The sequence below is a fragment of the Saccharothrix sp. NRRL B-16348 genome, from assembly GCF_001280085.1.
GTDB lineage: Bacteria > Actinomycetota > Actinomycetes > Mycobacteriales > Pseudonocardiaceae > Actinosynnema.
In genome coordinates this window covers 23,961-45,343 of the sequence record NZ_LGED01000229.1, presented here as the reverse complement: position 1 = coordinate 45,343, position 21,383 = coordinate 23,961, and the positions used below count along the sequence as shown (strand labels likewise).

Sequence of the window (21,383 nt, the reverse complement as noted above, 5' to 3'; positions counted from 1 at the left end):
CTCCAGGGTCGGCTGCTGTGCCGGGATGGACCGGCTCGGTCCGATCAGCCGGCGAGCGCGTAACCCGCCTCTTCGACGGCCGCGCGGACGTCCGCCTCGGCGACCGGGTCGGCGCTGGTCACCTTGACCGCGCCGGTCGGCAGGTCGACGGCCACACCGGTCACGCCGTCGATCTTGGTGACCTCCTCGGTCACGGACGCGACGCAGTGGTCGCAGGTCATGCCGGTGACGGTGAAAGTGGACTCGGCCATCGGAGTGCTCCTGGTTCGTTGGTTCGGTGTGGGTGGTTCGGTTCGCGTCGGGCAGTCCGGTTCGGGCGGTTCGCCGACGGTCAGGAGCGCACGAGGCGGGCGATCGCCTCGCTCGCCTCGCGGACCTTGGCGTCGGCGCCTTCGCCACCCTGGGTGAGGGCGTCGGCCACGCAGTGCTTCAGGTGCTCGTCGAGCAGGCCGAGGGAGACCGCCTGGAGCGCCTTGGTCGCCGCCGCGATCTGGGTCAGGACGTCGATGCAGTACTCGTCGTCCTCGACCATCCGCTGCAGCCCGCGGACCTGCCCCTCGACCCGGCGCAAGCGCTTGAGGACGGCGTCCTTGTCAGAGGTGTAACCCCTCATGTCCCACTCCCTTCGGCGACCTGTCGCGTGTTCCGCCGGCGAATCCCGACAGGGATATTCATACCCCCAGGGGGTACCCGAGTCAACTCGGACGTCAGGCGGGGTGACTGGCGTCACTCACGACAGGGTCACGGCCGCACCCTACCCCCGTACTGTATCGGCAGCCGGACCGCGGAGTGCCGTGAGGCGGTCCTGGACGGACTCGACGCGGGGGGTTCAGGGCACGGGCGCGGCGCCGGCCGGGGTCAGTCGGCGCAGCGGAAGCAGAAGTGGGGGCCGACCGGGCGGTCGAGGCCGTGCCAGCCCGCGGCCACGGCCTGCTCCCACAGCGCCCGCCATCTCACGGCGGGCTCATCGGGCCGGTTGTGCGCACGTCCGCAGTGGTCGCAGATCAGGACTAGCGCGGACACGTCGTGGTCACCGGGGATGGCGGTCACAGTGCGGGGATCGACTTCCTCGTCGGGTGCGGGACAGGCGGTGGCCGCGTCCTCGGCGGCCGGAGCCCGGTCGTGCACCCGGATTCTCGTGCCGGCACGGGCGCGCCGGGCCGGAAAACGCCGCGCCGAACCTTGCGATCAGCTTGCGATCCCCTGCGGGTCGGTGCGGTGTCGGGCAGGGTGGTGCCCATCCGGCGGACTGCTCCGTGCCGCCGGTCGAGGAGGGGTCTGCGATCCGGGTGGGGTGCTGATGCGTCGGTTCTCGTTGCGTTGGCGGGTCGCGTTGGTCATGGGGCTGGGTTCGGTGTTGCTGACCAGCGCGGTGGCGGTGGCGATCTGGAACCTCACGTCCGGTTACATGCTGCGCCAGCGCGAGCAGAGCGCGGTGCGGCAGGCCGAGGTCAACGTGCGGTTGGTCGACGCGGCGTTGAGCAGCGGCTCCGACGGGTTGACCGGGCTGCTGACCGGGCTGACCACCGGGCCGGACTCGACCGTCCTGCTGTTCCACGACGGCCAGGTGCTGACCAGCGGGCGGCAGGTGGACGCGCGGGAGCTGCCCCGGAGGCTGGTCGACCTGGGCCGGGCGGGCACGCCCGCCGCGCAGCGGATCCTGGTGGACGGCATCCCGGTGCTGGCCGTGACGCTGCCCATCGAGTCGACCGACGGCGCTTACGTCGAGTTGGCGCCGCTGGTGCAGTTGGACCGCACGTTCCGCTTCCTCAGCGCGCTGCTCGTGGCGGTCACCGCGGTCAGCGGCCTGCTGGGGGTGGCGCTCGGCTCGTGGGCGAGCAGGCGGGCGCTGCGGCCGTTGACCGAGCTGACCAACGCCGCCTCCCGGATCGCGGGCGGTGACCTGGGCGCCCGGTTGCCGACCCAGACCGATCCGGACCTGACCTCGCTGGCCGCCACGTTCAACGCGACCGCCGAGGCGCTGGAGCAGCGGGTGCGGCGGGACGCGCGGTTCGCGGGCGACGTCAGCCACGAGCTGCGGTCGCCGCTGACGACCATGGTCAACGCCGCCGAGGTGCTGCGCCGCCGCCGGGTGGAGGTGCCCGGCACGGCGGGCAAGGCGCTCGACCTGCTGACGTCCGAAGTGGACCGGTTCGCGCGGATGGTGGTGGACCTGCTGGAGATCTCCCGGGCCGACCAGCAGGCCGAGGACCCGACGTCGGAGACGATCGACCTGGTGTCGTTGGTGGCCAACGTCGTCGCGGCGCGTCCGGGCGGTCCGGTCCCGCTGGACACCGGCACGCCGCCGCCGCGGGTGCTCGGCGACCGCCGCCGGCTGGACCGGGCCGTCGACAACCTGCTCGACAACGCCGAGCGGCACGCGGGCGGCGTGGTGCGGATCGGGGTGTTCGCGCACGACGGCCGGGCGCGGATCGAGGTGGACGACGCCGGGCCGGGTGTGCCGCCCGAGCTGCGCGACCGCATCTTCGACCGCTTCGACCGGGGCGCGCGGGCGGGACGGCGCGGCGCGGGCACCGGCAGCGGCCTCGGGTTGGCGCTGGTCGCGCAGCACGTGCAGCGGCACGGCGGCACCGTGCGGGTGGAGGATCGACCGGGCGGCGGAGCCCGGTTCGTGGTGGAGCTGCCGGAGGCCGGAGGATGAAGGTGGTGACGATCTTGTTGGTGACGTCCGCGCTGGTCGGCGGGTGTGGTGTCACCACCCAGGACGAGCCGCAGCCGTTGGTCACGTCCACCGCGAACCCGGTGCCGACGCCGACGCTCACGCAGCGTCCCGACCCGACCACCTCGTCCTCGACCACCGCCGCGCCGACCACCACCTCGGGGTGACGCGCGGGCGGGTGTTGTCGGTGGTCGCGGTGGTCGCCATCATCGTGGCCGTGGTGTTCGGCGGCGCGTTCGCGTTCCAGCGCAAGCTCGTCTACCTGCCGACCGGCGGGCCGTTGCCGAGCGCGGGCGAGGTGGTGGACGGCGGCCTGGACGTCACGCTGACCACCGGTGACGGGCTGCGGCTGGCGGCCTGGCACTTCCCGGTCGAGTCGGCGCGGGCGACGGTGCTGGTCGCGCCCGGCAACGCGGGCAACCGGCACCTGCGCGTGCCGCTGGCCCGGGCGCTGACCGCGCGGGGGCTGTCGGTGCTGCTGGTCGACTACCGGGGTTACGGCGGCAACCCCGGCGACCCGACGGAGGCCGGGCTGGCGCTGGACGTGCGCGCGGCCCGGGACTACCTGGTCCGGGACGCCGGGGTGCCGCCCGAGCGGCTGGTCTACTTCGGCGAGAGCCTGGGATCGGCGGTGGTCGCGGAACTCGCGGTCGAGCACCCGCCCGCCGGGTTGGTGCTGCGGTCGCCGTTCACGGACCTCGCGTCGGTCGGCGCGCGGCACTACCCGTTCCTGCCGGTCCGGTGGCTGCTGCTGGACGAGTTCCCGACCGAGCGGCACGTGGCGCGGGTCGACGCGCCGGTCACCGTCGTCTACGGCTCGGCGGACTCGATCGTCCCGCCCGAGCAGAGCCGCGCGGTGGCGGCGGCGGCCCGCGCCCGGTCCGTCGAGGTCGCGGGCGCCGACCACAACGACCGCGTGCTGCTGGACGGCGCGCGGTTGATCGACGCGATCGACGCGATCGCCGGGATGGCCGCCTGAACGGCTACCAGGCGTCCTCCGGCTCGTCGTCGGGCAGCGGCACGACGCGGCGCTGGTCGGCGACGTCGGCCGGGTCGGCCTCGGGCACCTCCGGCGGCGGCTCCGGGACGGGTTGCGCCTCGCCGACGGCGGCCTCCTCGTCGACGATCCCGGCGTCGGGATCGGGCTCGACGGTCCGCAGCTGGTCGGCCACGTCGTTCCACGGCTTTTCCATCACGGTGATCCTCCCCAACGGCGCGGACGGGACGACGTCCGCCGCACTCCAAGCCTCGCAGCGGACGGACGGGTACGACGTTCGGGAGTGGATTCACACACCATCGGGCGACTCAAACCCGGGGTGCGGGGTTTCACGTCGTCCAGTCGGGCGGCAGGCCGGAGACCACGACCTTCTCGCCGGCCGCGGTGATGTGCGCGGTCACGTCGCCCAGCCTGAGGTCTGCCAGGGTCAGCTCGCCCCAGCGCGGGGGCAGCTGCGGCTTGGTGGTCACCGTGCGGTTGGGTACGTCGGGTTCCAGCCCGAGGAACGCGCGGACCAGCAGCAACGGTGCCGCGCTGGCCCACGCCTGCGGTGAGCACGACGTCGGGTAGGGCACGGGTGGGCTGAAGTCGTCGCGGGAGAAGCCGCAGTACAGCTCGGGGAGGCGGCCGCCGAACGCGGCGGCGGCGTCGAGCAGGCCGTCGGCCAGGCGGTGGGCGAGGTCGACCGCGCCGGGCAGGTGGGCGTAGCGCAGCAGCCCGGCCACGGCGATGGCCGTGTCGTGCGGCCACACCGACCCGTTGTGGTAGCTCATCGGGTTGTACGCGCCCATCGAGGACGCGAGCGTGCGCAGGCCGTACCCGGTGTCCATGTCGGGCTCGGCCAGGCGTCGGATCACCGCGGCCGCGTGCTCGTCCGTCGCGATGCCGGACCACAGGCAGTGGGCGATGTTGCTGGTCAGCGCGTCGACCGGCTGCTTGCGGCCGTCGAGCGCCACGGCGTACCAGCCCCGGTCGGGCAGCCAGAACGCCTCGGCGAACCGTCGCCGCAGGTCGTCGGCGCGGTGGCGCAGGCGGGCGGCGGTCACCTCGTCGCCGAACCCCTCGGCCAGCTCCGCCCGGCCCAGCAACGCCGCGTGCACGTACCCCTGGACCTCGCACAACGCGACCGGGGCGACGGCGAGCCCGCCGGAGGCGTCGTTGACGCCGTCGGGGCTGTCCTTCCAGCCCTGGTTGACCAGGCCGCGGTCGGTGGCGCGGCGGTACTCGACGAACCCGTCGCCGTCGCGGTCGCCGTAGTGGTCGACCCACGCGAGCGCGGCGTCGGCGGCGGGCAGCAGGGAGCGCACCACCTCAGGGTCCGCGCCCCACCGCCGGCACTCGGCCAGCAGCATCACGAACAGCGGCGTGGCGTCGGCCGTGCCGTAGTAGTGGTCGCCGCCCAGCACCGCCGCGCTGTCCGGGCCCCGGCGCAGCTCGTGCAGGACGCGGCCCGGTTCCTCCTCGGTCAGCGGGTCGACCACCCGGCCCTGCGCCTCGGCCAGCGTCTGCAGCGTGCCCAGCGCCAGGCCGACGTCCAGCGGCAGCGCCATCCACGCGGTCAGCAGGCTGTCCCGGCCGAACAGGGTCATGAACCACGGCGCGCCGGCCGCGACGAACGGCCGGCCGTCCCGCGCCGGGTCGTGGATCTGGAGCGCGCCGAGGTCGCTTTCGGTGCGGCGCAACACTCCCGTGAGCACCGGGTCGGTCGCGGTGACGGAGGTGCTGGCCGCACGCCACGCCCGGATCTTGCGCGCCGGGCCGCTGGCCTCGATCCGCTCGCCGCGGTGGAACAGGGATGGGACGGGCCGGCCGTCGACGGTCGGCCGCACGACCACCTCGGTGGACCACCGGCCGCCCGCGGGCACGACCACGTGCCAGCTCAGCGTGCCCGGCACCACGACGGGATCGGCGCCGGCGGTGAACGACACCCCGCGCGAGGCGTCCTCGCGGTCGCGCAGCACCAGTTCCGGTCCGGCGGCGGTGACGTCGGCGCCGCCGTGCGCGGCCCGGCCCTCCTTCACCGCGAACAGGTCGGCGAAGTCCGCGTCCACGTGCAGTTCCAGCCGCACGGCGGTGGCCTCACGGCCCAGGTTGTCGACCGTGATCGTCTCCCGCATCCCGTCGCCGACCAGCCGTTCCCGCACCACCAGCAGCGTGCTGTCGGCGACACCCGCGGCCGGCGGCCTGCGCAGCACGAACCGCGCCGCGAACGCCTCCGGGTGCGAGACCGCCAACGAGTGCGGCACCCGACCGTCCACCCTCAACTGCCACCGCGACAGCACGCGCGCGTCGCGGAAGAACAGGCCGTGCGGCGTGCCGGGCTCGACGTCTCCGGTCCCGGTCGACAGGCAGAACGTGCCGCCCTCGACCACCGTCGTGGTGCCGCCGGTGAGCGCCGGTTCGCCCGCGTTGAACGGGTCCGGCGGCAGGTCGGCGGTCACCCGCGGTCCTCCTTCATCACCATGCCGGACCACTCTGCCCAACGGATCGGGAACGGGAGCCGCCGTGCGGGGCAGTGGTGGTTGCGCTGTTCGGCGGCAGCCCGGCGCGAACCGGCGGTGGGGTGTCGAAGTACGGTAAAAGCGTTGCGGCGGAAGGTGTGTCGCTCGGTCGACCTCCGGCGCGACGATCAGGACATCGATCACTGGAGGTGCTGCGCTGATGGCGGTGGACGGGGACCTGGTGCCGTTGCGGGCGGACTTCGACGTGGCGTGGCGCGGCTACGACCGCAGCCAGGTGCGGCGCTACGTCGAGGGCGTCGAGGCCGAGCTCCGCGTGCTGGCGGTCGACCGCGACGCGGCCGAGGCCAGGGCCGACGACCTCGCCCGTCAACTGGAGACCGCCCGCGCGGAGATCCGCGTGCTGCGGGAGCACGTCGACCGGATCTCCCGCACGCCGATCGAGCCGGACGCGCTCACCGCGCGGTTGCGGCGGATGGCGGAGCTCGCGCACGAAGAGGCGGCCGAGATCACCGCGCGGGCGCAGGCGGTCGCGGAGAACCACTGGGCCACCGCGGAACGGGCCGCGGCACGGGTGCGCGAGCGGTCGGAACGGCTCGTCGCCGAACTCGACGCCCAGCGGCGCAAGGCCGAGGCCGAGCACCGGACGCTGATGCGGGAGGCCGGTGACCGGATCCTGGCCACGGCGCGGGAGGCCGAGCAGCGGCGGCGTGAGCTGGACGAGCGGGCGGCGGCGATCCGCGAGGAGGTCCAGGTCGACTTCGAGCTGGCGATGAGCGCGCGGCGGGCCGAGTCGATGGCGGCGATGGCCGCGCAGGAGGCCGCCGCCCGGGCGCGGGCGGATCAACTGGTCCGCGCGGCCGAGGACCACGCGCGGCGGATCGTGACCGAGGCGCGGCAGCGGGTGGACGAGCTGCGCGCCCGCCGTGACCGCATCGCGGCCGGGCTGCGCGGCGCGCGGGAGCTGCTGGCCGAGGCGGACCCGTTGCTGCACGCGCCGCTGGACGACATCCCGGCCCAGCGGACGGGCTCGGCGCACGTGGCCGAAGGTACAGCGGAGGCTGTATAGTTCGACGGGTGCTGACCTGTGAAACGCGGGAGACCGCGCTCGCCCGGCTCGGGCGGGCGCTGGCCGACCCGACCCGGTGCCGCATCCTCGTCGCGTTGCTCGACGGTCCCGGCTACCCGGCGCGACTGGCCGAGCAACTGGGCCTGACCAGGTCCAACGCCTCCAACCACCTGTCCTGCCTGCGCGGCTGCGGGCTGGTCGTGGCCACCTACGAGGGCCGCCAGGTGCGCTACGACATCGCCGACCCGCACCTGGCCCGTGCCATCGGCGAACTGCTCGACGTGGTCCTCGCCGTCGACCCGACGGAGGACTGCGTGGACGACGCGGTGGTGGCCCGATGATCGGCGAGACGTCACCCACGGCCACGTCCACCTGCGCGGACGGCTGCTGCGCCGTCGAGGCCAAACCGGTCCTGGCGCCAGACCGCCGCGGCGTCCTGACCCGGCGGGTCCGCCTGCTCGTGGGCGCCACGATCGCCTACAACGTGGTCGAGGCGGTGATCGCGATCAGCGCCGGGACGATCGCCTCGTCCACCGCGCTGATCGGCTTCGGCCTGGACTCGGTGGTGGAGGTCGCCTCCGCGACCGCCGTCGCCTGGCAGTTCTCCGCCAAGGACCACGAAGCCAGGGAACGGGTCGCGCTGCGCGTGATCGCTCTGTCGTTCTTCGCGTTGGCGCTCTACGTGACGGTCGAGTCGGTCCGCGCCCTGCTGGGCGCGCAGGCCGCCGACCACTCCACGGTCGGCATCGTGCTCGCCGCCGTCTCACTGGTGGTGATGCCGGTCCTCTCGCGCGCGCAACGCCGGGCGGGCCGCGAACTCGGCTCGACCAGCGCCGTCGCCGACTCCAAGCAGACGCTGCTGTGCACGTACCTGTCCGCCGTCCTGCTGGTCGGGCTGGTCCTCAACAGCACCCTCGGCTGGTGGTGGGCCGACCCGCTGGCCGCGCTCGTCATCGCCGCCGTGGCGGTCAAGGAGGGCCGGGAAGCCTGGCGCGGCGACCACTGCTGCTGACGCGGCCGCCGGCGCCCCGGTGGTGGGGCGCCGGCGGCTTCGCGGTCAGGCTCCGTCAGGCGTCTTGGTGGTCAGCCTCTTGGGTGGTCGGGCACGGTCAGGCGTCTTCGCGGTCCGGGTTCTCCAGGCGGAAGAAGTTGCTCGGCGAGCCGTCGGCGCGCTGCTCCTGGTAGATGAAGTTCAGCCCGCGCCGGTCGAACGTGTCGAACCACTCGTCCCACGTGACCTGGCGCAACCGGTCGCCGCTGTCGTAGCCGGGGAAGTCGAAGCGCAGCACGCCGAGGTGGTCGCCGTGCTCGGTGCCCTCGACGGCGGCCGGTGCGGCGTCGCGCCGCTCGGCCCACTCCCGGATCACGTCGTGGCTGGTGGTGGCGAGGCTGCGACCGGCGCGTTCGGGCTCGTCCTCGGTCGAGGTGACCTCCTGGGCGTACTTGAGGCTCTTGGACGACTTCTTGCCGCCGCGGATGCCGCCGCCCGCGTCGTCCTCACCACGCGGGCGCGGCGCGCCCCGCTCGCCCATGGCTCGCGCGACGGCCTGCACGAGATCGTCCTTGTGCATGTCGTGAGCACCGTGCACGCCCAGTTCGGACGCCTTGTGGCGCAACTCGGCCACGGTCATGTCGGCCATGGCCGCCTTGTCGTCCTTCACCTGCTGCTTGGCCATGTCGTCCTCCTTTCGCCCGGGTGGGCTACCCCAGGACGACCGTGCGATTCGTCGCGACGGGACCGCCGACGCGGGCGGTCGCCGGTTCAAGGTCGGGCCGTTCGGGCTAACCACCCGTCATGGACCACAGCGAAGCTCCGGTGCTCGAAGCGCTGCGCGCGTTCCGCGACCTCGGTTACGTGCCGTTCAACCCACCGGGGCACCGGCAGGGCCGCGGTGTCGACCCGAGGGTGCTCGACGTGGTCGGCGAGGCGGTGTTCGCCTCCGACGTCATCGCGCTCAACGGCCTGGACGACCGCCGGATGAGCCAGGGCGTGATCCAGCACGCCCAGGAGCTGATGGCCGACGCCGTGCACGCCGAGCACGCGTTCTTCTCCACGTGCGGCAGCTCGCTGTCGGTCAAGAGCGCGATGCTGTCGGTCGCCGGTCCGCACGAGAAGCTGCTCGTCCCGCGGCACGCGCACAAGTCCGTCATCTCGGGGCTGATCCTCAGCGGCGTCTCGCCGGTGTGGGTCTCCCCGCACTGGGACGCCGAGCTGCACCTGGCCCACCCGCCCGGGCCCGACCGGGTGCGCGCGCTGTTCGAGGCGGAGCCCGAGGCGAAGGGGATGCTGCTGGTCACCCCGACCGACTACGGCACGTGCGGCGACATCCGGGCGGTCGCCGACGTGTGCCACGAGTTCGGCAAGCCGCTGATCGTGGACGAGGCGTGGGGCGCGCACCTGCCGTTCCACCCGGACCTGCCGTGGGCCATGGACGCCGCCGCCGACCTGTGCGTGACCAGCGTGCACAAGTCGGGTGCGGCGGTGGAGCAGAGCTCGGTGTTCCACCTCCAGGGCGACCGGGTCGACCCGGCGGTGCTCAAGGCCCGCGAGGACCTGCTCGGCACGACCAGCCCGACGTCCCTGGTCTACGCCACGCTGGACGGTTGGCGCCGGCAGATGGTGGAGCACGGCGAGGACCTGCTGACCGCCGCGCTGGCGCTGGCGCGGTCCACCCGCGCGGCCATCGCCGAACTGCCCGGCCTGCGGGTCATGGGCGACGAGTTCACCGGCCCGGACCTGGCGAAGTCCGTCGACCCGCTGAAGGTGGTGATCGACGTGTCCGGGTCGGATATCAGCGGCTACCAGGCCGCGGACTGGCTGCGCGAGCACCAGCGGGTCACCGTGGGGCTGTCCGACCACCGCCGGGTCGTCGCCCAGCTCACCCACGCCGACGACCACCGCACCGCCACCGCGCTGCTCGACGCCCTGGACGCGCTCGTCCACGCCGCCGACGGGCTGCCCCGGCCGAAGCCGGTCGACCTGCCGTCGCCGGACGAGCTGCAACTGGAGACCGCGATGCTGCCGCGTGACGCGTTCTTCGCGCACGTCGAGCAGGTCGACGCGGACCGGGCGGTCGGTCGGATCTCGGCGGAGATGATCACGCCGTACCCGCCGGGCGCGCCCGCCGTGCTGCCGGGCGAGGTCATCACGAAGGACGTCCTGGACTACGTGCGCACCGGGCTGGACGCCGGGATGCAGCTACCCGACCCCAGCGACCCCGGGCTGACGTCCGTCCGGGTCGTCGTCCGGGAGCGGTGACGGCCGGCCACTCCGCGTTCTCCTCCGCCACCGAGACCAGGTCGCCGACCAGCGTGAACTCGGCGACTGCCAGCAAGACCGCCGCCACCGCCGCGACGCCCACACGTGCACCGCGGTATTCGGCGCCGCGCCGCCCACCATGCCCGCGGTCCCCGCCGGAGACAGCTCGAACAGCCCGGTGGCCGAGTAGTCGGGATCGTCGCCGGTGAGCACGTCGGCGCCCGCACGACTTGGACCAAGTGTCCAGAAGTCAGACTTTATGTCTAGACTGCGGGCATGACGGCGGACGCGATCCTGACGGCGCTCAAGGGTGTGGTGCCCGGCTTGGCGGCGACGTTCGGCCGGTCGTGCGAGGTGGTGCTGCACGACTACCGGCAGCCGGACCACTCGGTGGTCGCGGTGGCGGGCGACGTGACCGGGAGGCGGGTCGGCGGCGCGATGAGCGAGATCGGGCTGGCCGTGCTCGCCGCGGGCGACGAGGCGGTCGACGAGCTCAACTACCTGACCCGCACGCCGGACGGTCGGTTGATCAAGTCGTCCACCATGCCGTTGCGCGACGAGCGCGGCACGGTGTTCGGCGCGCTGTGCGTGAACCTGGACGTCACGGCGTTGCGCCAGGTCGGCGACCTGCTCGCGGACTTGGCCGGCGGCGACGTCGCGCCGACGGCCACGACGTTCACCGACGACGTCGAAGAGGTCCTCGACGCCGTGGTGCGGGCCGAGGAACTGGCCCTGGCCAAGCCGGTCACGGGGCTGGGCAGACCCGAACGCCTGCGCCTGCTGCGCGCGCTCGACCGGCGCGGCGTGTTCCGCCTGCGCGGCGCGGCGCCGAAGGTCGCGGCACGGCTCGGCATCTCGCGCGCCTCCCTCTACGCCGACCTGGCCACGTGCCGGACCGAACCGACCGATGAGGAGCGATGACCCCCTACCTGCTCGTGGACGAGGCGAAGGTGCGGCACAACGTCGACCGCCTGCGCGCCCACCTCGACGCGCACGGCACTCCCCTGCGCCCGCACGTGAAGACGGCCAAGTCGGTCGACGTGGCCCGGCTGGTGTTCGACGGCGGCACGGGCCCCGTCACGGTGTCGACGCTGCGCGAGGCCGAGGCGTTCGCCGACGCGGGGTTCACCGACATCGTCTACGCGGTCGGCATCGCGCCGGCCAAGCTGGACCGCGTGCTGGCGCTGCGGCGGCGCGGCGTGGACCTGGTGGTGCTGCTGGACAACGTCGCGCAGGCCCGTGCGGTGGCGGAGGCGTCGGCCGCGTCCGGGATCGCGATCCCGGCCCTGGTCGAGGTCGACTGCGACGGCCACCGCGGCGGCGTGCTGCCCGGCTCGCCCGACGTCACGGCGATCGCCGCCGCGCTCGACGGCGCCGAGCTGCGCGGCGTGCTGACCCACGCGGGCGAGTCGTACTTCTGCTACACCCGTGACGCCCTGGTGCGGGCGGCCGAGGCCGAACGCGCCGCCGCCGTCCGCGTGGCCGAAGACCTGCGGGCGGCCGGGTTCGCCTGCCCGGTGGTGAGCATCGGCTCGACGCCGACCGCGCACGCCGTGGCCGACCTGACCGGCGTGACCGAGGTCCGCGCGGGCAACTTCGTGTTCTTCGACCTGGTGATGGCGGGCATCGGCGTGTGCTCGGTGGACGACCTCGCGCTGTCCGTCGTGGTCACGGTGATCGGCCACCGGCCGGGCAAGGTCATGACCGACGGCGGCTGGATGGCCACCTCGCGCGACCGCGGCACGTCCCGGCAGCCGGTCGACCAGGGCTACGGCCTCGTCGCGCCGCTGGACGGCCCACCGTTCCCCGACCTGCTGATGACCGACGCCAGCCAGGAGCACGGCACCCTGTCGATGCGGCCCGGCAGCGACCACCCGCTGCCCGAGCTGCCGGTCGGCACGCGGGTCCGCGTGCTGCCCAACCACGCGTGCGCCACGGCCGCGCAGCACGACACCTACCAGCTCGCCGGTGACGCGGGCACGACGTGGCAGCGGGTGAACGGCTGGTGATCTACCTGTCGGAGGAGGAGACCCGCGCGCTGGTGACCCGGGAGCTGGCTTACGAAGCCGCTCTGTCGGCGTTGCTGGAAGCGGCGGACGGCGGCGTGCTGTTCCCGGCCGTGGTCGGCCACGGGTCGTCGCCCGCCAACCGGTTCACGGTCAAGTCGGCCGCCGCGGCGCGGGCGGCCGGGGTGAAGGTCGGCAGCTACTGGCCCGGCAACGCCGAACGCGGGCTGCCCCGGCACAACTCGGTGATCCTGCTGTTCGACCAGTCCGCCGGCCGGATCGGGGCGGTGGTCGAGGCGGGCTACGCGAACGCGTTCCGCACCGCCGCGGCCGACGCCGTGGCCGCCGACGTGCTGGCCCGGCCGGACGCGCGGTCGTTGGCGGTCTTCGGCACGGGCCCGCAGGCGTGGCACGAGTGCGTGGCGCTGGCCCGGGTGCGCGACCTGGAGGTCGTCCACGTGGTGGCGCGTGACGCCGAACGGGGTGCGCGGTTCGTCGCCGACCTGGCCGCGGAAGGGCTGGCGGCGGTGCTCACCGGGCCCGAGGAGGCGTGCCGGTCGGCGGACGTCATCGTCACGGCGACGACCGCGCGTGCACCGTTGTTCGAGGCGGGGTGGGTGCGGCCGGGCACGCACGTGGCGAGCATGGGCTCCGACGCCAAAGGCAAGCAGGAGCTGCCGGTGGAGCTGCTCGCGTCCGCGCGGCTGTTCTGCGACTGGCCGGCGCAGTCCGTGGCGATCGGCGAGTTCCAGCACGTGCCCGACGCCCGGCCGACCGCGGTGGGCGACGTGCTCGCGGGCCGCGCGGCGGGCCGGTCGTCGCCCGAGGACGTGACGGTGTTCGACAGCTCGGGCATCGCGCTTCAAGACCTGCACCTCGGCGTGGCCCTCCTGCGCGCCGCCGGGCTCACCCCGCCACCAGCAGGGTGACCGTGCGGTCGCGGTGCTCGACGTGCGACGGAAGGCCTCCTGCTCCACGCGGGCGCGGCGTGGTTGGCAGGTTCCGGCCGCGGCGGGGAAGGTCGCGGGGAACCTGCCACGCTGGACGGCATGACACCATCCACTGTGGACCGGCTGCTGCTCGTCGGCGGGGTGCTGGCCGCGCTCGCCGCGGCGGGCTGCGGCACCGTGTCAGGCCGCGCCGTTCCCGCCGCGACCACCACCACTACGACCACGACGACGACCACGACCACCACTCCCCCGCCGCCGACCGCCGCGGACGGCACGAACTACGCGGCGTGCGCCGACGGGACGTGCGAGGTGGCGTTGTCCGGCCCGGTCGACATCCCGCTGGGCGGATCGGTCGGACCGGGCACGTTCGCGGTGCGGGCGGTGCTGGCGGACGGGATCGAGTTCGAGCTGACGTCGGCCATCGGCGGTGGCAGCGGATCGCTGAAGGGGCACTGCACGGCGACGTTCGTCCCCGGTGGCGGCGGCATGTCGTGCTCGACCAAGCCGTCCGGGCCGCCCGAACCGCGCGCCGGTGTGCTCGCCGTGCAGATGGTCGGCGTCACGGCCGGGACGGCGATCGTGCGGATGGTCACCGGGTGACGCCCGCCCAGCCGAGGCAGCGCCCCGGCGTCACGCCCGGCCCAGCCGAGGCAGCACCCGGTGTCACCCCCGGCTCAGCCGAGGCGGTACCCGACCTGCCGCACGGTGTGGATGAGCGGCGGCTGGCGCAGTTTCCGGCGCAGCCCCGCCATCAGCACGTCCAGCACGTTCGTCGCGGGTCGCGCCATCTCGTCCCACGCGTGCCGGATGAGGTCGTCCCGCGACACCGGCCGCCCCGCGTTGGCCAGCAGCAGCTCCAGCACCAGGTACTCGCGCCGGGTCAACGTCAGCAGGACGCCGGCGCGCCGCACCTGCCGCGTGCCGGCGTCCAGCTCCACGTCCGCGTGCCGCAGCACGGCGGGCCGTTCGATCTCCCGCCGGTGGCACAGCAGGCGCACCCGCACCACCAGCTCCTCCATCGCGAACGGCTTCACCAGGTAGTCGTCGCCGACCTCCAGGCCCTCGACCCGGTGCCCCACGCCGTCCAGCGCGGTCAGGAACAGCACCGGCACCCGCAGCCCGGTCCGGCGGCGCTGCCGGACGTAGTCCAGGGTGTCGACGCGCCCCGACGTGCCGCTGCCCGGCACCATGCGGTCGAACACCGCGCAGTCGTAGGAGTTGACCGCCAGCGCCTCGTCCGCGCTCGCCAGGTCCGCTGCCGTGTCGACCGCGAAACCCGCGCCGCGCAACGACACCGCCACCGCGAACAGCAGGTCCCTGTCGTCCTCGGTCACCAGGATGCGCACGCCCCCACCGTAGTCACCCCGCCCGTTGCAGCAGCCAGCCCCGGTCGGCGGCCTTCGCGCCCGCCTGGAACCGGCTGCGCGCGCCGAGGCGGTTCATGATGTCGGCGACCATGCGCCGGACCGTGCGCACCGACACGTCCAGCCGGGCCGCGGCGGCCTCGTCCGTGCTGCCCGCGAACAGCAGCGTCAGCAGCTCCTGCTCACGCCGGGACAGCTCGCAGTCGTCGGCCACGTCGTAGGCGGCCACCGCCTCCGGCCAGACGCGTTCGAACAGCTCGACCGCCGCGCGCACCACGCTGGGCAGCCGGAACACCGCCACGCCCTGGTCGGCCGGCAGCACGGCGGCGACACCGTCGACGACGATCGCGTCCATCGGGACCTGCGGCAACGTGCGGACGTCGCACGGCGCCAGGGTCAGCGCGGAGGGGCGCAGCGCGTCGGGCAGCAGCACCCGGTAGCGCACGCCGCGGCGCAGGTTGGCCTGGTCGATGCGGCGCAACGACATCCCGCCGGTGGCCATCACCACGACTTCGGCGCGGGCCTTCGCGAGCAGCGCGTCGACGCCGGTCGGCAACACCTTGATCACAGGACACCTCCGATGAGCAGCGAGGCGGCGACGCCCCGGGCGTGCAGTCCATCCAGTCGTTCGAGTCGCACGTGCGCGGAGAGCACGACGACGGCCGCTTCCACGGCGGCTTCGGCGGCGCCCGCGATGCGCACCACGGCGTCGTCCGCGGTGAGCGCGACGGTCACCGCGACGCCGGGCGCGGCGGTGAGCAGCCAGTCGACGGCGGCGCGGGCCGTCGTGCCGGGCAGCCGGAAGCAGGCCTGCGCGACGGGCCCGCTGTGCCAGTACCGCCAGTCCTCGCGGACCTCCCGGTGCCCGGTCACGTGTCCGAGCGCGGCGATCGTGGTGACCAGGTCCTCTTCGGCGAGCAGGTCGGCGGCCACGCCGTGGCGGCGCAGCTCGCGGCGGGTGCGGCGGGTCGCGTTGCCGAGCACGCGGACGACCTCGTCGTCGTGCCAGAGCTCCGGCGTCCGCTTCGCCTGCACCGCGACCCACGCCCGCGGCCGCCGCACCTGGCCGCGCCCGACGTGCAGGACGACCCGGACGTCCGGACCGGCCAGCCGGGCGAGGACGCGCGGCGCGGCCAGCCGCGGCCGCAGCACCGCCACGACCCCGCCGGGCCCGTGCACGTGGTCGCCCTCCACCCACGCGCCGGGCGCGACGACGTCCAGCAGCCCGCCGGTCCGCCGCCGCCGAACCCGGAACGCCACGTACCGCCACGCCCACTCGGACGCCCACCGCCGCCGCCACCGGCCCAGGGCCAGCGTCAGCACGACCGCCGCCGCCACCCACAACGGCACCGCCACCGGCCACGGCGAGCCGACCCCGAACAGCACCGCGAGCACGGCGAGCTGGGCGCACACGAACCTGGTGGCCACGCCGCCTCCCACCCGCGGCTCCACGGCACCCGCCACTCGTGACACCACAGCGCCTCCCTCACGCGACCCCGCAGTGCCTGGCACACGCGGCCCCGCAGCAACCTCCACTTGCGACCCCGCAACGCTCACCGCTCGTGACCCCGCGATCTCCACTCCCGACCCCACAACGCTCATCACTCGCGACCCCGCGGCGCCCGCCACTCCCGACCCCGCGGCACCTTCCACACGCGACCCCGCGGCCCGCCCCGACGTCACCGCCATCACGCCGCCACCTCCCGCCGCGCCCGCACCAGCTCCGGCCCCGGCTCGACGCCCAGCTCGGCCGCCAGGAAGTCGCACACCCGCTGGTACTCCGACAGCGCGTTCGCCCGCCGCCCGGCCGCGTGCAGCGCCCGCACCAACCGCGCCCACGTCCCCTCGCGCAACGGGTCCTCCGCGATCAGCGTGCGGAGCACCGCGATCGACTCGCCGTGCCTGCCCACCGCCGTGTACGCGTCCGCCAACCGTTCCCGCAGCTCCCACCGCAGCTCGTGCAGCCAAGCCGTCGCCGTCAACGCCGTCTCCGCCCGCAGCTCCGCGAACGGCGTGCCGCGCCACAGCTCCAACGCCGCCGTCAAGCAGCCGACGGACTCCTCGCCGGGCACCCGGGCGGACCGCTCCAGCAGCGACCGGGCCACGTCGGCGTCCACCTCGCCCGGCGCGACGCGCAGCCGGTAGGACCCGGGCCGGGCGTCGATGCGCCCGGCGGGCACGACCTGCCGCACCTGCCAGACGTACGTGCGCACGTTCCGCGAGGCCGACGCCGGTGCGGCCGGTTCCTGCCAGATCTGGTCGATCAGCTCGTCTAGGCTCACCCAGGCGTTAGCGTGCAAGAGCAACGTGGCCAGCAGGGTGGCGGGCTTGCGCGGCCCGGCTTGCGGGCCGAGGACTCGGAAGATCACGCCACGAACGATCCGTCACGACACATGAGGTTCTGATGACATGCGGGTGATGGTGGTGGAGGACGACGAGAACCTCCGGGTCGCCGTGGCGGCCGAGCTGCGCGGCTCGGGGCTGGAGGTGGACACCGCGGCCGACCTCCCCGCCGCCGACCACGCGTTCGCCCGCGCCGACTACGCGTGCGTGGTGTTCGACCGGATGTTGGGCGACGACGACGCCATCGACTACGTGCAGGAAAGACGCGCACAGGGCTGGACGACGCCGGTGCTGTTCCTCACCGCGCGGGACACCGTCGGCGACCGGGTGGCGGGCTTCGCCCACGGCGGCGACGACTACCTGGTCAAGCCGTTCGCCGTCGAGGAGCTGACCGCGCGGGTGCACAAGCTGTGCCGCCGCGCGGGCGTCGCGCGGCCGACCGTGCTGCGCCACGCCGACCTCGAGGTCGACTGCATCCGGCACGAGGTGCGCCGCGCCGGCGTGCTGCTGTCGTTGTCCGGCCTGGAGTTCGCGGTGCTGGAGTACCTCGCCGCGCACGTCGGGCAGGTGGTCACCCGCGCCGATTTGATCGAGCACTGCTGGGACGACGAGCCGATGGCGAACGTGGTGGAAGCCGTGATCAAGAGACTGCGCCGCAAGCTGCACGAGCCGGAGCTGATCCACACCGTCCACGGGCACGGCTACCGGTTGGGCGCGGCATGACCAGCGCCAGCGGCTCCGCGGCACGGCTGCGCTCACTGCGTCGCCTGCTCACCGTCCTGTTCACCGCGATGAACACCGCCGGACTCCTGGTGTTCGCCATCCTGGTGATCGAGAACGACGGCGACCAGGGCGTCGAGAAGCTGGACGCCGACCTGCACCGCGTCACCGCCGTGGTGAGCAGGCTCATCGACTACGACGACTCGCTGATCACCGCGGACCTCGTGGGCGACCAGGTGAACCGCTCCTGCCCCCAGTTCGTGATCCTGTCCGGCGGCGCGACCCGCGAGTTCGGCAGCCACCGCAGCGAACGGACCTGCGTGAACGCCGACATGGGCGTGCTCAGCGCCCTGGCGGCCACGGCGGTGGCCGAGGAAGCCCTGGTGACCGGCCCGAAGGACGGCCTGCGGGTCCGCGCCGAGCCGTTGAAGACCGAGTCCGGCGAGGTGATCGGCGCGATCGTCGCGTTCACCGACCTCGCCCCCGAACGGGCACGCCACCTCGGCGTGGTGTGGCGGGTCGTCGGCGGCTGCCTGGTCCTGGTGGTCGCGCTCGGCCTCGCCGGGCACGTGCTGTCGGGCCGCGCGATCCGGCCCGCCGCGGCGGCGTTGGAGCAGCAGGAGGTGCTGCTCGCGGAAACCGCGCACGACCTGCGCACACCGGTGGCCGCGCTGCGCGCCCTGGCCGAGACCGCGATGCGCAACCCCGACCAGCACGCCGAACTGCTGCCGCGCACGGTCGGGCTGGCCGCGCGGATGGGCGGCATCATCGACGGCCTGCTGGTGCGGGCCAGGCTGGCGGCGGGCGTCGAGCACCTCGCGATCCAGCCGATCTGGCTGGACCAACTGGTCGCGGTGGTGGTCGAGGAGACGCCCGCGCCGGACGTCGAGGTCACCGTCGCCGCCGCGCCGACCATGGTCAACGCCGACCCGACCCTGCTGCAGCGCGCGATCGGCAACCTGCTGGCCAACGCGCTGCGGCACGGTCGCCGCCCGGACGGCGACGCGAGGGTGCACATCACGGTCGCGGGCGGCCGGGTGACGGTGGCGGACAACGGGCCTGGCATCGACCCGGAGGCCGCCGAGCGCGTGTTCGACCGGTTCACCACCTCCGGCGCGTCCGCCGGGCTGGGGCTCGCGATCGTGCGCTGGGTCGCCCTGGCGCACGGCGGCACGCTGCGGGTGTACAACGCCGAGGAAGGCGGGGCGATCTTCGAGCTGTCCCTGCCGGTCAGCGGACCGTGAACGTCTCCCACGGCTTGAGCCGCACCCAGTCGTCGTCCAACCGGTACGCGAGGTAGTACGTGTACCCGCCGGGAGCGTCGAAGGAGCGCCGGAACGTGATCTCCTGCGTGGTGGTGCCGATCGCGTGGTCGCGCACCTCGGGGAAGTCGTGCGAGGCGTTGGTCGAGCGCTGCACGACCTGGACCGTCAACGCGCGCACGGTGATCGGCCGGTCGGCGGCGACCGAGGCGCGCACCACGACCTCGTCGCCCGCCGCGGGCAGCCGCGGCTCCAGGGTCAACGTGGCGACGACGGTCGGCGTCGGTGGCAGGTCGGCGACCGGCACGTCGCGCTCGCCGGTCAGCAGGACCGCGAGGACGAGCACCGCGACCACCGCCGGCACGCCGAGGAGCAGCAGGAACCGGGGACGAGTCAAGGGCTGGACCGTTTCTGTATCGGGTGCCATACGCTACGTGATCGCAGACTAGGGGGTCGGTGTTATGGGGATTTCCGCGAAGTGGCGTGGCCGCGTGCCGGTCGCCTTGCTGACCGCGGGCAGCCTCACCGTGGTCGGCTTGGCCATCGGCGGGGCGTCGGGTGTGCCGGAGCTGGAGTTCTTGAAACCGGGGCACTGGGTGCTGAACTCGGCGCTGGGCAAGGTGTTCCACATCGACGGCTCGACCAAGCAGGTCAACGCCGAGGTCGCCGTGCCGGACGCCGACCGGGGCAGCCTGGTCGTGCAGGGCGACACCAGCGGCTACGTCGTCGGGCGCGGCAAGTACACGGAGTTCGGCAAGTCGACGCTGCGGGTCGAGGGGACCACCGCGGCGCCGTCCGACGACGAGGTGCCGGTAGCCCTGGAGGTCACCGGCGGCCCGTACCTGGTCTACCGCGAGGCGGGCAAGGTGGTGCGGCTCGGCGCCGACCGCGCGGAGCCGATCGCGACCGGCGAACGGCTGGGCAACCCGGTGGCCACGCCCGACGGCACGGTGTGGCTGCACTACGCGGAGAGCGGCAGGCTGTGCCGGCTGGCGCAGGGCACCACCGCGCCGTCGTGCCCGGCGACGGTCGCCTCGGGGCACGCGGGCGGGCTGACCGTCGTCGGCGACAAGCCGGTGTTCGTCGACACCACGTCCGACACGATGCACCTGGCCGAGAACATGAGCCGGATGAAGCCGCTCGGCGCGGACGTGCCCGACGACGCGAAGATCGGCCCCGGCGACGTGGCGGGCCGCGTGCCGGTGCTCGACCCGAGGGGCAAGCTGCACCTCGTGGACAGCGCCGACGTGGTCGGCGACCGGCCGCCGGCGGAGATCGTGATCGTGCCGCTCGACCCCGGCGACTACACCGGGCCGCTGTCCACCGGCACCACCGTGGCCGTGCTCGACCAGCGCAACGGCACGCTGTACACCTACGACAGCACCGGCGGGAAGCGCCAGAAGACACCCGTGCCCGCCGAGCGCGGCACGCCCCGGTTGACCAAGGGCGAGGACGCGCGCGTCTACGTCGAGGGCGGCGAGGGCAAGCACGTGCTGGTCGTCGACCCCGAGGGCAAGGTGACCCCGGTGCCGGTGAACGGCACGCGGCTGACCTCGTCCCGCGCCCTCACGCAGCCGCCGTCGGAGACGACGGCCCAGCCGACCACCACGCAACAACTGCCGCAGGGCAACCAGCCGACGGTCCAGCTGCCGACCCGCCGGCAGACCCCGCCACCGCCGCCGGTGGTGCCCGCCAGCCCGCCGAGCATGCCGGGCAACCTCCAGGTCTCCATCACGACGCAGGTCGTGGACGCGACCGTGACCTGGGCGGCGGCACTGGACAACGGCGCCCCGATCACCGCCTACCACGTGTCGTGGAGCCGGGACGACGGTTCCCTGCCGGGTGCGGCCACGGTGCCCGGAAGCGGGCCCTTGTCCTATGTCATCCCGGGCATCTGGTCCGGCGCGGACGTCCCGTTCACGGTGACCGTGGTCGCCGAGAACCGCGCGGGACGCGGGACACCCGCCGTCGTCCGCACGGCACCGCAGCCGTCCTCGAGGTCGATCACCCTCTCCAAGGGACCCCTGGCAGATAGGTGCAGTGAATCCGACTGCTACTGGATGCACGTCGTCGTGACGGGTTTCGAGCCTGAAACGTCCTACGACGCCTATCCGCACTCGACGGCCGACGGCTACGACAACCCCGGACACGGCTTCACGACGGATGCCGAGGGACGGGCAACCTTCAACGCCTTCTACTACCACGGCGTCGGCCACACCGTCTGGGTTACCGTCGGCGACGTCGAATCCAACCGCCTGGAATGGGAGTGAGCGG

Annotated in this window: 25 protein-coding genes; 14 read left to right on the top strand and 11 right to left on the bottom strand. The window is 73.9% G+C overall.

The window, feature by feature from the left end:
• Nucleotides 1–44: 44 nt before the first annotated feature.
• The 3 genes from ADK67_RS34375 to ADK67_RS34365 form a co-directional block, all read right to left on the bottom strand.
• Nucleotides 45–251 (bottom strand): heavy-metal-associated domain-containing protein, encoded by a 207-nt coding sequence (locus ADK67_RS34375; RefSeq protein WP_053720727.1) that lies wholly within the window; start codon nucleotides 249–251, stop codon nucleotides 45–47.
• 80 nt (nucleotides 252–331) lie between these two features.
• Nucleotides 332–613 (bottom strand): metal-sensitive transcriptional regulator, encoded by a 282-nt coding sequence (locus ADK67_RS34370; protein ID WP_053720726.1) that lies wholly within the window; start codon nucleotides 611–613, stop codon nucleotides 332–334.
• 245 nt (nucleotides 614–858) lie between these two features.
• Nucleotides 859–1,128, bottom strand: a complete 270-nt coding sequence (locus ADK67_RS34365; protein WP_053720725.1) for a hypothetical protein — start codon at nucleotides 1,126–1,128, stop codon at nucleotides 859–861.
• Nucleotides 1,129–1,300: 172 nt separating this feature from the next.
• Here ADK67_RS34365 and ADK67_RS34360 point away from each other — a divergent pair, with 172 nt between their 5' ends.
• The 3 genes from ADK67_RS34360 to ADK67_RS34350 are packed head-to-tail and all read left to right on the top strand — an operon-like array spanning nucleotide 1,301 to nucleotide 3,659.
• Nucleotides 1,301–2,662: a HAMP domain-containing sensor histidine kinase gene (locus tag ADK67_RS34360; RefSeq protein ID WP_157621110.1), complete on the top strand. Its 1,362-nt coding sequence runs from the start codon at nucleotides 1,301–1,303 to the stop codon at nucleotides 2,660–2,662.
• A gap of 5 nt (nucleotides 2,663–2,667) precedes the next feature.
• Nucleotides 2,668–2,847 (top strand): hypothetical protein, encoded by a 180-nt coding sequence (locus tag ADK67_RS34355; RefSeq protein WP_157621107.1) that lies wholly within the window; start codon nucleotides 2,668–2,670, stop codon nucleotides 2,845–2,847.
• A complete protein-coding gene (locus ADK67_RS34350) occupies nucleotides 2,844–3,659 on the top strand; it encodes an alpha/beta hydrolase (RefSeq protein WP_053720723.1) in 816 nt (271 codons plus the stop codon). The genes ADK67_RS34355 and ADK67_RS34350 overlap by 4 nt, the downstream gene beginning before the upstream one ends.
• Before the next feature lie 4 nt (nucleotides 3,660–3,663).
• On the opposite strand, the gene ADK67_RS34345 is transcribed toward ADK67_RS34350, so the two are convergent.
• Together ADK67_RS34345 and ADK67_RS34340 are read right to left on the bottom strand one after the other, a co-directional pair.
• The gene (locus ADK67_RS34345; RefSeq protein WP_053720722.1) at nucleotides 3,664–3,873 is read right to left on the bottom strand and encodes a hypothetical protein; all 210 of its coding nucleotides are present in this window, start codon (nucleotides 3,871–3,873) and stop codon (nucleotides 3,664–3,666) included.
• Between the two features lie 133 nt (nucleotides 3,874–4,006).
• Nucleotides 4,007–6,106, bottom strand: a complete 2,100-nt coding sequence (locus tag ADK67_RS34340) for an amylo-alpha-1,6-glucosidase (protein ID WP_053720760.1) — start codon at nucleotides 6,104–6,106, stop codon at nucleotides 4,007–4,009.
• Between the two features lie 232 nt (nucleotides 6,107–6,338).
• Here ADK67_RS34340 and ADK67_RS34335 point away from each other — a divergent pair, with 232 nt between their 5' ends.
• From ADK67_RS34335 to ADK67_RS34325, 3 genes are read left to right on the top strand one after another with little or no spacing between them, the layout of a single operon-like run.
• Entirely contained in the window at nucleotides 6,339–7,205 is an 867-nt protein-coding gene (locus ADK67_RS34335) for a hypothetical protein (RefSeq protein WP_053720721.1), read from the top strand.
• An 8-nt stretch (nucleotides 7,206–7,213) separates the two neighbouring features.
• Nucleotides 7,214–7,546 (top strand): Cd(II)/Pb(II)-sensing metalloregulatory transcriptional regulator CmtR, encoded by a 333-nt coding sequence (cmtR, locus tag ADK67_RS34330; protein WP_053720720.1) that lies wholly within the window; start codon nucleotides 7,214–7,216, stop codon nucleotides 7,544–7,546.
• Nucleotides 7,543–8,217 (top strand): cation transporter, encoded by a 675-nt coding sequence (locus ADK67_RS34325; protein WP_082404252.1) that lies wholly within the window; start codon nucleotides 7,543–7,545, stop codon nucleotides 8,215–8,217. Before cmtR ends, ADK67_RS34325 begins: the two co-directional genes overlap by 4 nt.
• A 97-nt stretch (nucleotides 8,218–8,314) precedes the next feature.
• Here ADK67_RS34325 and ADK67_RS34320 read toward each other — a convergent pair whose 3' ends face one another.
• Nucleotides 8,315–8,881 carry a Rho termination factor N-terminal domain-containing protein gene (locus ADK67_RS34320; RefSeq protein ID WP_053720719.1) on the bottom strand — a complete coding sequence of 189 codons (567 nt, stop codon included), beginning with the start codon at nucleotides 8,879–8,881 and terminating at the stop codon, nucleotides 8,315–8,317.
• 119 nt (nucleotides 8,882–9,000) lie between these two features.
• Here ADK67_RS34320 and ADK67_RS34315 point away from each other — a divergent pair, with 119 nt between their 5' ends.
• The 5 genes from ADK67_RS34315 (at nucleotide 9,001) to ADK67_RS34295 (ending at nucleotide 14,020) form a co-directional block, all read left to right on the top strand.
• Entirely contained in the window at nucleotides 9,001–10,464 is a 1,464-nt protein-coding gene (locus tag ADK67_RS34315) for an aminotransferase class I/II-fold pyridoxal phosphate-dependent enzyme (protein WP_053720718.1), read from the top strand.
• Nucleotides 10,465–10,740: 276 nt separating this feature from the next.
• Nucleotides 10,741–11,385: a helix-turn-helix transcriptional regulator gene (locus ADK67_RS34310; protein WP_053720717.1), complete on the top strand. Its 645-nt coding sequence runs from the start codon at nucleotides 10,741–10,743 to the stop codon at nucleotides 11,383–11,385.
• A complete protein-coding gene (locus ADK67_RS34305) occupies nucleotides 11,382–12,473 on the top strand; it encodes an alanine racemase (RefSeq protein WP_053720716.1) in 1,092 nt (363 codons plus the stop codon). Before ADK67_RS34310 ends, ADK67_RS34305 begins: the two co-directional genes overlap by 4 nt.
• Nucleotides 12,449–13,399, top strand: a complete 951-nt coding sequence (locus ADK67_RS34300) for an ornithine cyclodeaminase family protein (protein ID WP_197289757.1) — start codon at nucleotides 12,449–12,451, stop codon at nucleotides 13,397–13,399. Before ADK67_RS34305 ends, ADK67_RS34300 begins: the two co-directional genes overlap by 25 nt.
• A gap of 120 nt (nucleotides 13,400–13,519) precedes the next feature.
• Nucleotides 13,520–14,020: a hypothetical protein gene (locus tag ADK67_RS34295; RefSeq protein WP_157621104.1), complete on the top strand. Its 501-nt coding sequence runs from the start codon at nucleotides 13,520–13,522 to the stop codon at nucleotides 14,018–14,020.
• A 74-nt stretch (nucleotides 14,021–14,094) separates the two neighbouring features.
• On the opposite strand, the gene ADK67_RS34290 is transcribed toward ADK67_RS34295, so the two are convergent.
• From ADK67_RS34290 to ADK67_RS34275, 4 genes are all read right to left on the bottom strand, one after another.
• Nucleotides 14,095–14,766 carry a response regulator transcription factor gene (locus ADK67_RS34290; protein ID WP_053720714.1) on the bottom strand — a complete coding sequence of 224 codons (672 nt, stop codon included), beginning with the start codon at nucleotides 14,764–14,766 and terminating at the stop codon, nucleotides 14,095–14,097.
• 13 nt (nucleotides 14,767–14,779) lie between these two features.
• Nucleotides 14,780–15,352, bottom strand: a complete 573-nt coding sequence (locus tag ADK67_RS34285; protein WP_053720713.1) for a helix-turn-helix transcriptional regulator — start codon at nucleotides 15,350–15,352, stop codon at nucleotides 14,780–14,782.
• A complete protein-coding gene (locus ADK67_RS34280) occupies nucleotides 15,349–16,212 on the bottom strand; it encodes a type VII secretion protein EccE (protein WP_157621101.1) in 864 nt (287 codons plus the stop codon). Before ADK67_RS34280 ends, ADK67_RS34285 begins: the two co-directional genes overlap by 4 nt.
• Nucleotides 16,213–16,472: 260 nt before the next feature.
• Complete coding sequence (locus tag ADK67_RS34275; protein WP_053720711.1) at nucleotides 16,473–17,153, bottom strand: AfsR/SARP family transcriptional regulator; 681 nt, start codon at nucleotides 17,151–17,153, stop codon at nucleotides 16,473–16,475.
• Between the two features lie 40 nt (nucleotides 17,154–17,193).
• On the opposite strand from ADK67_RS34275, the gene ADK67_RS34270 reads away from it, so the two are divergent.
• Nucleotides 17,194–17,850, top strand: a complete 657-nt coding sequence (locus tag ADK67_RS34270; RefSeq protein ID WP_197289756.1) for a response regulator transcription factor — start codon at nucleotides 17,194–17,196, stop codon at nucleotides 17,848–17,850.
• Complete coding sequence (locus ADK67_RS34265) at nucleotides 17,847–19,091, top strand: sensor histidine kinase (protein ID WP_053720710.1); 1,245 nt, start codon at nucleotides 17,847–17,849, stop codon at nucleotides 19,089–19,091. Before ADK67_RS34270 ends, ADK67_RS34265 begins: the two co-directional genes overlap by 4 nt.
• Here the strand turns inward: ADK67_RS34265 and ADK67_RS34260 are convergent.
• Nucleotides 19,078–19,506 carry a hypothetical protein gene (locus ADK67_RS34260; RefSeq protein WP_053720709.1) on the bottom strand — a complete coding sequence of 143 codons (429 nt, stop codon included), beginning with the start codon at nucleotides 19,504–19,506 and terminating at the stop codon, nucleotides 19,078–19,080. The two genes, ADK67_RS34265 and ADK67_RS34260, sit on opposite strands and share 14 nt — an antisense overlap.
• Before the next feature lie 64 nt (nucleotides 19,507–19,570).
• Between ADK67_RS34260 and ADK67_RS34255 the strand changes: the two genes are divergently transcribed.
• Nucleotides 19,571–21,379, top strand: a complete 1,809-nt coding sequence (locus tag ADK67_RS34255; protein ID WP_063797826.1) for a fibronectin type III domain-containing protein — start codon at nucleotides 19,571–19,573, stop codon at nucleotides 21,377–21,379.
• Nucleotides 21,380–21,383 lie beyond the last annotated feature (4 nt).

Coding starts and splice junctions, on each gene's coding strand:
- ADK67_RS34375 (WP_053720727.1), bottom strand. CDS start 251: ATGGCCGAGTCCACTTTCACCGTCACCGGCATGACCTGCGACCACTGC.
- ADK67_RS34370 (WP_053720726.1), bottom strand. CDS start 613: ATGAGGGGTTACACCTCTGACAAGGACGCCGTCCTCAAGCGCTTGCGC.
- ADK67_RS34360 (WP_157621110.1), top strand. CDS start 1,301: ATGCGTCGGTTCTCGTTGCGTTGGCGGGTCGCGTTGGTCATGGGGCTG.
- ADK67_RS34345 (WP_053720722.1), bottom strand. CDS start 3,873: ATGGAAAAGCCGTGGAACGACGTGGCCGACCAGCTGCGGACCGTCGAG.
- ADK67_RS34335 (WP_053720721.1), top strand. CDS start 6,339: ATGGCGGTGGACGGGGACCTGGTGCCGTTGCGGGCGGACTTCGACGTG.
- ADK67_RS34325 (WP_082404252.1), top strand. CDS start 7,543: ATGATCGGCGAGACGTCACCCACGGCCACGTCCACCTGCGCGGACGGC.
- ADK67_RS34320 (WP_053720719.1), bottom strand. CDS start 8,881: ATGGCCAAGCAGCAGGTGAAGGACGACAAGGCGGCCATGGCCGACATG.
- ADK67_RS34315 (WP_053720718.1), top strand. CDS start 9,001: ATGGACCACAGCGAAGCTCCGGTGCTCGAAGCGCTGCGCGCGTTCCGC.
- ADK67_RS34310 (WP_053720717.1), top strand. CDS start 10,741: ATGACGGCGGACGCGATCCTGACGGCGCTCAAGGGTGTGGTGCCCGGC.
- ADK67_RS34305 (WP_053720716.1), top strand. CDS start 11,382: ATGACCCCCTACCTGCTCGTGGACGAGGCGAAGGTGCGGCACAACGTC.
- ADK67_RS34295 (WP_157621104.1), top strand. CDS start 13,520: ATGACACCATCCACTGTGGACCGGCTGCTGCTCGTCGGCGGGGTGCTG.
- ADK67_RS34270 (WP_197289756.1), top strand. CDS start 17,194: ATGCGGGTGATGGTGGTGGAGGACGACGAGAACCTCCGGGTCGCCGTG.
- ADK67_RS34265 (WP_053720710.1), top strand. CDS start 17,847: ATGACCAGCGCCAGCGGCTCCGCGGCACGGCTGCGCTCACTGCGTCGC.
- ADK67_RS34255 (WP_063797826.1), top strand. CDS start 19,571: ATGGGGATTTCCGCGAAGTGGCGTGGCCGCGTGCCGGTCGCCTTGCTG.